General features: G+C 73.3%; 14 protein-coding genes. 10 read left to right on the top strand and 4 right to left on the bottom strand.

Going from position 1 to position 8833, the window contains the following annotated elements:
• The first annotated feature begins 140 nt into the window (after positions 1-140).
• The 3 genes from KME75_RS37175 (at position 141) to KME75_RS37165 (ending at position 2066) form a co-directional block, all read left to right on the top strand.
• Positions 141-578 carry a class F sortase gene (locus KME75_RS37175; protein ID WP_219419634.1) on the top strand — a complete coding sequence of 146 codons (438 nt, stop codon included), beginning with the start codon at positions 141-143 and terminating at the stop codon, positions 576-578.
• Positions 579-598: 20 nt separating this feature from the next.
• Positions 599-1543 (top strand): DUF302 domain-containing protein, encoded by a 945-nt coding sequence (locus KME75_RS37170; RefSeq protein ID WP_219419633.1) that lies wholly within the window; start codon positions 599-601, stop codon positions 1541-1543.
• A gap of 91 nt (positions 1544-1634) precedes the next feature.
• Positions 1635-2066 (top strand): hypothetical protein, encoded by a 432-nt coding sequence (locus KME75_RS37165; RefSeq protein WP_219419632.1) that lies wholly within the window; start codon positions 1635-1637, stop codon positions 2064-2066.
• Here KME75_RS37165 and KME75_RS47190 read toward each other — a convergent pair.
• Genes KME75_RS47190 through KME75_RS44340 form a run of 3 tightly spaced genes read right to left on the bottom strand, consistent with a single transcriptional unit; the run spans position 1987 to position 2971 of the window.
• Positions 1987-2238 carry a hypothetical protein gene (locus KME75_RS47190; RefSeq protein ID WP_372452751.1) on the bottom strand — a complete coding sequence of 84 codons (252 nt, stop codon included), beginning with the start codon at positions 2236-2238 and terminating at the stop codon, positions 1987-1989. The genes KME75_RS37165 and KME75_RS47190 overlap by 80 nt on opposite strands.
• The gene (locus tag KME75_RS44345; RefSeq protein WP_246633581.1) at positions 2186-2407 is read right to left on the bottom strand and encodes a hypothetical protein; all 222 of its coding nucleotides are present in this window, start codon (positions 2405-2407) and stop codon (positions 2186-2188) included. Before KME75_RS44345 ends, KME75_RS47190 begins: the two co-directional genes overlap by 53 nt.
• 21 nt (positions 2408-2428) lie before the next feature.
• Entirely contained in the window at positions 2429-2971 is a 543-nt protein-coding gene (locus KME75_RS44340; RefSeq protein WP_308283420.1) for an SLAC1 family transporter, read from the bottom strand.
• 39 nt (positions 2972-3010) lie between these two features.
• Between KME75_RS44340 and KME75_RS37155 the strand changes: the two genes are divergently transcribed.
• From KME75_RS37155 to KME75_RS45380, 3 genes are all read left to right on the top strand, one after another.
• Positions 3011-3277, top strand: a complete 267-nt coding sequence (locus KME75_RS37155; protein WP_219419635.1) for a metal-sensitive transcriptional regulator — start codon at positions 3011-3013, stop codon at positions 3275-3277.
• Positions 3278-3302: 25 nt separating this feature from the next.
• Positions 3303-3947: an MBL fold metallo-hydrolase gene (locus KME75_RS44335; RefSeq protein WP_246633580.1), complete on the top strand. Its 645-nt coding sequence runs from the start codon at positions 3303-3305 to the stop codon at positions 3945-3947.
• Between the two features lie 589 nt (positions 3948-4536).
• Positions 4537-4665 (top strand): hypothetical protein, encoded by a 129-nt coding sequence (locus tag KME75_RS45380; RefSeq protein WP_281424850.1) that lies wholly within the window; start codon positions 4537-4539, stop codon positions 4663-4665.
• A 4-nt stretch (positions 4666-4669) separates the two neighbouring features.
• Here the strand turns inward: KME75_RS45380 and KME75_RS37145 are convergent, their stop codons facing one another.
• The gene (locus tag KME75_RS37145; RefSeq protein WP_219419631.1) at positions 4670-4939 is read right to left on the bottom strand and encodes a UTRA domain-containing protein; all 270 of its coding nucleotides are present in this window, start codon (positions 4937-4939) and stop codon (positions 4670-4672) included.
• A gap of 188 nt (positions 4940-5127) precedes the next feature.
• On the opposite strand from KME75_RS37145, the gene KME75_RS37140 reads away from it, so the two are divergent.
• From KME75_RS37140 to KME75_RS37125, 4 genes are all read left to right on the top strand, one after another.
• Complete coding sequence (locus tag KME75_RS37140; protein ID WP_219419630.1) at positions 5128-6183, top strand: lanthionine synthetase C family protein; 1056 nt, start codon at positions 5128-5130, stop codon at positions 6181-6183.
• A gap of 178 nt (positions 6184-6361) precedes the next feature.
• On the top strand, positions 6362-7417 hold the full coding sequence (locus tag KME75_RS37135) for a thiopeptide-type bacteriocin biosynthesis protein (RefSeq protein ID WP_219419629.1): 1056 nt from the start codon (positions 6362-6364) through the stop codon (positions 7415-7417).
• Positions 7417-8271, top strand: coding sequence for a hypothetical protein (locus KME75_RS37130; protein WP_219419628.1), 855 nt, complete (start codon positions 7417-7419; stop codon positions 8269-8271). Before KME75_RS37135 ends, KME75_RS37130 begins: the two co-directional genes overlap by 1 nt.
• Before the next feature lie 2 nt (positions 8272-8273).
• Positions 8274-8525, top strand: a complete 252-nt coding sequence (locus tag KME75_RS37125) for a hypothetical protein (RefSeq protein ID WP_219419627.1) — start codon at positions 8274-8276, stop codon at positions 8523-8525.
• Positions 8526-8833: the final 308 nt, after the last annotated feature.

Below are 8833 nucleotides of genomic sequence, written 5' to 3'. Positions count from 1 at the left end.
CGTGGCGCAGCCCGCCCGACTCGGCCCGCTGGCAAGCGGACGCAGACCCGACGACGCCTCACCCCCGCCGATCAAGGCGCTACTGTCGCCCCGAACCGATACAGGCGGTGCCACCGGGCGCGGCGGCACCGGGCGCGATCGTGCCCGCGGTCCTGTCGTTGCCCGAGCAGGACGTCACCGCCCGGGTCCGGCCGTCGGCGACCGCCCCGAACGGCGAGCTCGCCGTCCCCACCGACCCGAGCCTGCTGGGCTGGTGGGTCGGTGGCGCCCGCCCCGGTGAGGCGGCGGGCACCACGGTCCTCGCGGGGCACGTCGACTCCGCGGAGGCGGGGCTGGGTGCGTTCGCCGCGCTGCGCGACGTCGAGGGCGGTGACCGGGTCGAGATCGCGGCCGCCGACGGCACCGTGCGCGCGTTCGTCGTGACCGACGTGACGCGGTACGGCAAGGCGCAGCTGCCCCGTGAGCTGTTCACCCGTGACGGGCCGCCGCTGCTGGCGTTGATCACCTGTACCGGCGAGTTCGACCGCGACCGCGGCAGCTACACCGACAACCTCGTCGTGCTCGCGACTCCGGCATGACACCGACCCGACGGAGGACGATGCGACACCGCCTGCTGACCCTGACCGCGCTCGCGGCCCTCACCGTGGCCGGGTGCGCGAGCCCGGCCGGGCCGGCCGCCGCCCCGGACGCCCCGGCCCCGGAGCCCGCCACCGCCGCCCCGGAGGTTCCCGGGCTGGTGGTCCACGCCAGCGCCTACGACGTCGCCGAGACCAGCACCCGGGTGCAGGAAGCATTGGCCGCCGCCGGGATGGTCACCGCGGTCGTCGACCACGCCGCGAACGCCGCCTCGGTCGGCGAGCAGCTGCGCCCGACCACGCTGGTGATCGGCGGCGCGCCGATGGCCGGCAGCCCGGTCATGGGGGCCGCGCAGACCGCCGGGATCGACCTGCCGCAGAAGTACCTGACCTGGCAGGCGGCCGACGGCACCGTCTACCTCGGCCACAACTCCGCCGACTACATCGGCGCCCGCGCCGGGATCGTGCCCGACTCACCCGCTCTCGACGCGCTGCGAATGGGGTCGGGCGGGATCGCGGCCGCAGCGTCGGGGTCCGAGGAGCCGGTCTCGACCGGCGACGCCACGGTGGACGGCGAGGGCTACCTGGTCGAGCAGACCGCCGACACCACGGTGGCCGAGGCGATCAGCCGCTACCAGGAGGCGTTCGTCGCGGCCGGGCTCACCCCGGTGGCCACCGTCGACCACACCGCCGGGGCGGCCGGCGTCGACATCGCGTTGCGCCCGACCCAGGTCACCCTCGTCGGGAACCCGAAGGTCGGCACCACGCTGATCCAGGCCAACCAGACGATGGGTATCGACCTGCCCGTGCGCTACCTGGCCTGGCAGGACGAGACCGGCACCGTGCACGTCGGACACCCCGATATCCGCGTCCTGGCCCAACGCCACGGCCTGAGCGGCGTCGAGGACGTGCTCGCGATGGTCGAGAACGCCACCGCCATGTTCACCGCCACCGCGGCCGGCGGCTGACCGGCCGGGGTGCCGGGCGGATGTGACCGGACGGTGGCATCTGCCCGGCGGACCCGGCGGACACCAGGTTGATCATATAAGGGTGGTGGGCATGCGACGTACCGCGATGCTCGTCCTGTCCGCCGCCCTGCTGGCCGCTTGCTCCGCCGGCCCGGCGGCCCCGACCCCGGCCGCCACCGATCCGGTGGCGCCCTCGGCCGCTGCCGATGCGGCCGGGCAACGGTTCCCCGACATCGTCGAGGTCGAGGCCACCCGCACCGGCGACGGTTACTCCTTCGCGGTGACCGTCAGCTCGCCCTACGACACCCCCGAGCGCTACGCCGACGCGTTCCGGGTCCGCGCCCAGGACGGCACCGTCTACGGCGTCACCGAACTGACCCACGACCACGCCACCGAGCAGCCCTTCACCCGCTCCCTGTCGAACGTGACGATCCCCGCCGAGGTCACCAGCGTCGTGGTCGAGGGCCGCGACCAGGCCAACGGCTGGGGCGGCGGCACCCGGACCGTCGAGCTCCCCACCTGAGCCCGGTCAGGAGCCGGCCGGGGCGGGCGGCAGGAACAGGTGCCCCCGGGCGCTGCCCCGCGTAGAAGATCACGGCCAGGACGGCCAGGACGGTCGACCCGCTGTGCAGCGCCAACCCGCTAGTGCCGGTGACGACGGTGCCCACCCGGAAGGTGAACGACCACCAGGTCAGCGAGAACGGCAGCCCGGCGCGCGGTGTGGATCGTGACCGCGGCCGCCAGTGCGATCCACAGCAGCGTGAACCCGAACACCGGGATCCCGTAGACCAGGCCGAGCGCGACGAACGCGGTGGCGTACGGGTCGGGCAGCGCCAGGTGCGCCACCCCGCCGAGCAGGTTCACCGCGGTGATCGACTGCCCGAGTCAGCCCAGCACGATCCACAGCTTCGGCACGGTCGCGGCCGGGCCGAGCCTGTGCTGGGTGAGCCGGTTCCAGATCAGGGTGGTGACGATGACCGAGGCGAGCAGGGTCAGGCCGAACATCGCGTAACAGGCCAGCAGCAGCGTCAGCCGGGCCTGCCCCTCGGGGGCGTAGGGGACCAGCAGGGCCCCGGTCGCGGCGGAGACCATCGGGGGCACCACCGGCATCAGCCAGCCACCGAGCACCGAGTCCGGGGCGAGGTCGTGGCGGGTGAACATCAGGTACGGGACCGCGACCGCGCTCGCCAGCCCGGCCACCGTGCCCAGCGTCCACAAGGTGGCGCCGGCCGCGACGGCGAGGGGCTCGCCCAGCAGGTCCCTGCCGAGCAGCAGGGCGCCCGCGCCGACGGTCAGCAGCGCCATCGGCGGCGCCCCGTAGAACTGCGCCATCACCGGGTTCGCGGCGTGCCCGCGCGCGGTGGCGGGGTGCCGGATCCAGTGCACGGTCCAGGCCGTGCTCAGCGCGACGAGCATCGTGGACGGCACGATCCAGACGACGGTCGCGGCCGGGTGCAGGCCGGGGAACTGGAGCGGGAGGGTGACCGGCTCGCCGACGTGGTCCGACGCCTGAACCGGGTGCAGGGGCAGATCGGCGGTGTCGTCCGCATGATCGAGGAGGGCCGCGACTGCGCCGCCGTCGTCACCCAGCTCGCCGCCGCCTCGCGAGCGCTAGACCGGGCCGGATTCAAGATCATCTCAACCGGGCTCCGGCAGTGCCTCGACCAGGACGACCAGGGCGTCCGCGAGATCGACGAGGCCGCCCTGGAGCGACTGTTCCTCTCCCTCGCCTGAACCCGGAAGGACAACTGGAGGACCCATGTTCGAGATCGAGACCATCGAGACGCCCGGGCTGGGCGACCGCAGCTACCTCGTCACCGACGGCACGGTGGCCGCGGTGATCGACCCGCAGCGCGACGTCGACCGCGTCCTGGAGATCGCCTCCCGGCGCCGGGTCACGATCACCCACGTGGTGGAGACCCACCTGCACAACGACTACGTCACCGGCGGGCTCGACCTGGCCCGGCGGACCGGCGCCACCTACGTCGTGGCGGCCGATGACGACGTCGAGTTCGACCGGCACGCCGTCTCCGACGGCGACGTCCTGGAGGTTGGCTCGATGCACCTGCGTGTCGTGCACACCCCGGGTCACACCCACCACCACATGAGCTACGTGGTCGAGTCGCCCGACGGCACCCCGCAGGCGGTGTTCACCGGGGGGTCGATGCTCTACGGCGCCACCGGCCGTACCGACCTGCTCGGTGCAGAGCACACCGACGAGCTCACCCATGCCCAGTTCCGCTCCGTGCGGCGGCTGGCCCGCGAGCTCCCGGCCGAGACCGAGGTCTTCCCGACACACGGCTTCGGCAGCTTCTGCTCGGCCACCCCGACCAGCGGCGACTCCTCGACCGTCGGCGAGCAGCAGGCGTCCAACCCGGCGCTGACGATGGACGAGCAGCGCTAGGTGGACACGCTCCTCGCCGGGCTGGTGCCTACCCCGCCTACTACGCGCACATGGGGCCGCTGAACCGCAGCGGCCCGCCGCCGGTGGACCTGACCGGCGACCCGACCGAGGTGGACCCGACCGAGCTGCGCCGCCGCATCGACGCCGGCGAGTGGGTCGTCGACCTGCGTGACCGTCGCGCGTTCGCCGCCGGGCACCTCGCCGGTTCCCTGGGCTTCGAGCTCTCCCGCAACTTCGTCACCTACCTGGGCTGGCTCTACCCCTACGGTGACACCTCCCTCACCCTGATCGGCGAGTCGCCCGAGCAGGTGGCGCAGGCGCGGCGCGAGCTCGTGCGCATCGGCATCGACGCCCTCGCCGGCGCCGCGACCGGCGACGTCTCGGACCTGACCGGCCCGACGCCGCTGCGCTCCTACCCGGTGCGCGACTTCGCGGCGCTGGCGGAGACCATGGCCGCGCGTGCAGTCACCCGTCCTCGACGCGCGCCGCGACGACGAGCGGGCACAGGGCGGCGTCGCGGGGGTCCCTGCACATTCCCCTGCACCAGCTCGCGGACCGTCGCGACGAGGTCCCCGGCGGCGAGGTGTGGGTGTACTGCGGCTCGGGGTACCGGGCGTCGGTCGCGGCGTCCGTCCTCGACGGCCCCGACCGGGACCTGGTCCTGGTCGACGACGCCTACGACTCCGCGCGGGACCTCGGCCTGGAGGAGGCCCTCTGATCGCTCACGGCCCGGCGGCACACCCCAGGCGGTAACCATCGGGCACCGCGAACTCCGCTGTGACCGCGACGCGGCCGGCGGCGAGCACCGTCCGCCGGAGCTCCACCGGCACCCCGTCCGCCAGGCTCACGCGCTCGACGACGAGCCCGGCGTCCGCGGAGCTCCCCCCGAGCATCCGACCCTCGTCCGGAGCGAGCCGCACCGCGGTGAACCTCTCGTGCCCGCTGGTGACGGTGACCCCGCACCGCCGCGGGCAGCATTCCTCCTCGGCCACGTCGGCGTCCAGCAGCGCCCAGCCGATGCTGTGGGGCAGCTAGAGCCTGTCCCGTGGATCATGGGACAGGCTCTAGCCGAGCACCTGGCGCGAATGCCAGGACTCGCCGACACCGACCGCGACATCGCTTGGCGGCTGGCCCGCTCCGCCGCGCTGGCCGCGACCAGTCGACACCACCGGCATCCGCGATGAGCGCCACCCCCACCACGAGGCCCACAACCAGCACGACGGCAGCGCACGCCCAGTCCCTCGCCCAAGGCGCCGCCGGCGCCGCGCTGCTGCCCATCGAGCGCGCCCACCGCGGCGAGGGCACGTGGGACGACGCCCACCGTGCGCTCGCCGGCTGCACCCGTCAGCTCGTGGCCGACCAGACCGCGTCGCTGTACTTCGGCGCCCCCGCCGTCGCGTTCGCCCTCCACGCCGCGAACGCCGCGAACGCCGCGAATAGCCGCTACCGACGGGCACTGACCGTCCTCGACCAGCGCATCGACGAGCTCACCGCGCGCCGCCTCACCCTCGCTCACGCCCGCATCGACCGCCGTGAACGCGCCCGCGCCGCCGAGTTCGACCTGTTCTACGGCCTGACCGGGATCGGCGCCCACCTCCTGGCCCGACACCCGGGCAGCCCCCGGCTGCGCGAGATTCTGTCCTACCTCGTGCGGCTCACCGCATCGCTGCCCGGCGATCCCGACGCCCTACCGGGCTGGTGGTGCGGCGTTGGTCCATCCGGTGAGGACTCCCCCGCGTTCCCCGGCGGGCACGCCAACCTCGGCATGGCCCACGGCATCGCCGGTCCGCTGTCGCTGCTGTCCCTGGCAATCAGCGCGAACATCGTCGTCGACGGCCATACCGCCGCGATCCGCCACATCTGCGACTGGCTCGACCACCACCGCCAACCCGGCCCCGCCGGCGCCTGGTGGCCACAGTGGATCACCTTGGACGAGCATCGCGCCGGTCGCGTCACCCAGCCCGGGCCCCTGCGGCCGAGCTGGTGCTACGGCACTCCAGGTCTGGCCCGCGCCCAACAGCTCGCCGCGATCGCGCTCGGCGACCGCGCCCGCAAGCACATGGCGCAGAACGCGCTCGCCGATTGCCTCGCCGACCCGGCGCAACGCGGACGAATCCATGACGCCGGGCTGTGCCACGGCCTCGCCGGTCTCCTGCACACCGCCCACCGGGTCGCCGCCGACGCCGACCCGGACGACGCTGGCCGGATTACCTCCCGCAACTGCGCGCGCTGCTGACCGCAGCACCCGCCGTCGCTGCCCGCGCCGACGAGGGGCTGCTCGACGGAACGACCGGGACCGCGCTCGCGCTGCTGGCCGCCCACACCGCCGGCACCAACGCGTCGGGATGGGACACCTGCCTCCTCTCCGGGCCACCCCGCACTACGACCTCCCACCCGGCCGAAAGGACCTCGTCATGAAGGCCAAGCCGGCCCCGGCGCCCGACGAGACGCCCGACGCGGCCCTCGACGACGCGATCGACGTGGTGGAGCAGCGGGTATGGGCTCACCTCACCGGTACACCGAGCACGCACCCCACCCCGCCGTGCGGTGATCTCACCTCGGGCGACCTCGCGGCCGCGATCGCGGCCTACCGTGCCGCCGGACGCGCGGCGCTGCACGAGGCCCGCACGGCCCAGCACCGTTGGTATCAGGTGCGGATCCTGTTCGCGGATTGGGACACCGCCGAGCAGATCGCCGCCACGGAACTCGCCCCGCGCCTCGAGCAGGCCCGTCACGCCGGTGACGTGGGCGGATGGTGGTACCTGCGCAAGCACCCCAACTGGCGCCTGCGCGCCCAGGTCCCCCGCCCCGGCGCCCGCACCGACACCGTCGCCGCCGTGACGAGCCACCTCGACGATCTCGTTCAAGCCGGCGCGATCCAGCGGTGGCGGGAGACGATCTACGAACCGGAACAGCCGGCGTTCGGCGGCCCCGCCGGAATGGACATCGCCCACGACCTCTTCCACGTCGACAGCCGCGGCGCCCTGACCTACCTCGCCCGCCCCCGCCAGGTCGGACGCCGCGAGCTGTCGATCCTGCTGTGCACCGCGCTGATGCGCAGCGCCCGGCAGGACTACGGCGAGCAGGGCGACATCTGGCACCGCGTCGCCCAGCTCCGGCCCCTGTCCCCGCCACCCCCGCCCGAGCAGCTAGGCACCATGATCGCGCCCCTGCACCGGCTGCTGGCCATCGACACGTCCGCCGCAGGCCCCCTACACGACCCGCGGGGCTCCCTCGGGTTCGCCGCCCCATGGGCGGCCGGCCTCACCGCCGGCGGAGCCCGCCTGGCGGACCTGGCCCGCGACGGCGCACTCGAACGCGGCCTACGCGACGTCCTGGCCAACCACGTCATCTTCCACTGGAATCGCCTCGGCATCCCCACCACCGCGCAAGCCGTCCTCGCCCGCGCCGCACGTGACACCCTCCTCGAGACATACCACGACCCTGCCGCAGCGGGAAGAACTGGCTGATGCACCCGCCACCGACCCCGCAGGTCCGTACGCGGATGTGCGCGGCCCACGACCACGCGCGCGCCGCGCTCGGCCTCCGGCTCGGCCCCGCTCCCGACAGCACCGAGGCATGGGGCTGGAACGGCCGAACCCTCGGGCGGCCCGTCGACACCCCCACCGGGCCCGGATGGCTCCGCCTCGCCGCCGCCCCCAGCGGACACACCGATCACGTGTTCTGGAGCGGCAACCACGACGCCGACGCCGTCCTGCCCGTCGGCACACCCCGGCCCGCACGCCGCGCCAACCTCGATTGGCACGACCACACCTGGAGCTACCGCGCCGAACTGTTCGACCACACGACCGACCCTCCGATTAGCCCAACAGCGACACTCACCGACACGCCCACCCTCCCCCCGCGATGGTGGGCCGAGCTGCGCGCGACGCTCACCGCGATCTCCGCCGTCCCGACCTCGCGCCACACCACCGATCAGCATTACCTGGACTGGTCCGTCCCGACCTTCCTCGACCCCGACATGGACACCACCACGACGTCCTGGACCACCGCTCACGGCGACCTGCACTGGGCCAACCTGTGCGCGCCACGACTGCAGATCCTCGACTGGGAAGGCTTCGGCCGAGCACCCGCCGGCTACGACGCCGTCATGCTCCACACCCACAGCCTCCTCGCACCCGACCTCGCCGAGCACGTCCACGCCGAACTCGCCGCCACCCTCGACACCCCGACCGGGCGGTTCGCCGAACTCGCCGTCATCGCCGAACTCCTGCACAACGCCGCCGACGGCAACACCACCATCCCCACCAGGCCGCTGCGCCGACGCGCCGCCCACCTCCTTGACCGAGCGAAGGACGACTGACCGTGACCGACGACCATCCCGACCAAGCCGCCATGGTCGAGAAGGTCCTCCGCGCCGGCTACGCTCAGCGCCCCACCGTCGAGCAGACCCTGCCCGTCGTGTCCCGGCACGTGTTCCTGCCCGAGGCGCCGCTGGGGGAGGCACTCAACCCGCACACTGTCTACCCGCTCGACGACGTAACCCCGCTACCGCAGACCGGCGGCGTGCCACGCAGGCCGTTCAGGGAGTCTGGCATCGGCCACAGGACAACCTAAACGCCGCGCTGCTGCCGGAGCGGTCAATCTGTGCCGGGATGTTAGCCTCGGGCTTTCATCGAAGTTGATCTTGTGAGCGACACGCGGGCCCTGGATACGCGAAAGTGCCTGCTCAGCACGGTTGGATCGTGGTTGTCGAGGCCATGACCGAACTGAGTGAGAGGCACTTCGCGGGTGAAGCATAAGGACTTGCGTCCCTGGTTGTCGGTGATCGCCGGCGGCGAGTCGCTGGTGTCGCACGCCGGTGGGGTGTTGTTGACCGAGACCGCGCGGCGCAGCGGGCTGTCCGGGCAGCTGTCGCGGCTGCT

The organism is Pseudonocardia nigra (assembly GCF_019396355.1).
GTDB classification, from domain to species: domain Bacteria; phylum Actinomycetota; class Actinomycetes; order Mycobacteriales; family Pseudonocardiaceae; genus Pseudonocardia; species Pseudonocardia nigra.
This window is presented reverse-complemented; position numbering and strand designations above follow the sequence as displayed.

Excerpts from the sequence above, each read along its gene's own strand:
- KME75_RS37170 (WP_219419633.1), top strand. The coding sequence starts at position 599 with ATGCGACACCGCCTGCTGACCCTGACCGCGCTCGCGGCCCTCACCGTG.
- KME75_RS37130 (WP_219419628.1), top strand. The coding sequence starts at position 7,417 with ATGCACCCGCCACCGACCCCGCAGGTCCGTACGCGGATGTGCGCGGCC.
- KME75_RS44335 (WP_246633580.1), top strand. The coding sequence starts at position 3,303 with ATGTTCGAGATCGAGACCATCGAGACGCCCGGGCTGGGCGACCGCAGC.
- KME75_RS37165 (WP_219419632.1), top strand. The coding sequence starts at position 1,635 with ATGCGACGTACCGCGATGCTCGTCCTGTCCGCCGCCCTGCTGGCCGCT.
- KME75_RS37135 (WP_219419629.1), top strand. The coding sequence starts at position 6,362 with ATGAAGGCCAAGCCGGCCCCGGCGCCCGACGAGACGCCCGACGCGGCC.
- KME75_RS37140 (WP_219419630.1), top strand. The coding sequence starts at position 5,128 with ATGAGCGCCACCCCCACCACGAGGCCCACAACCAGCACGACGGCAGCG.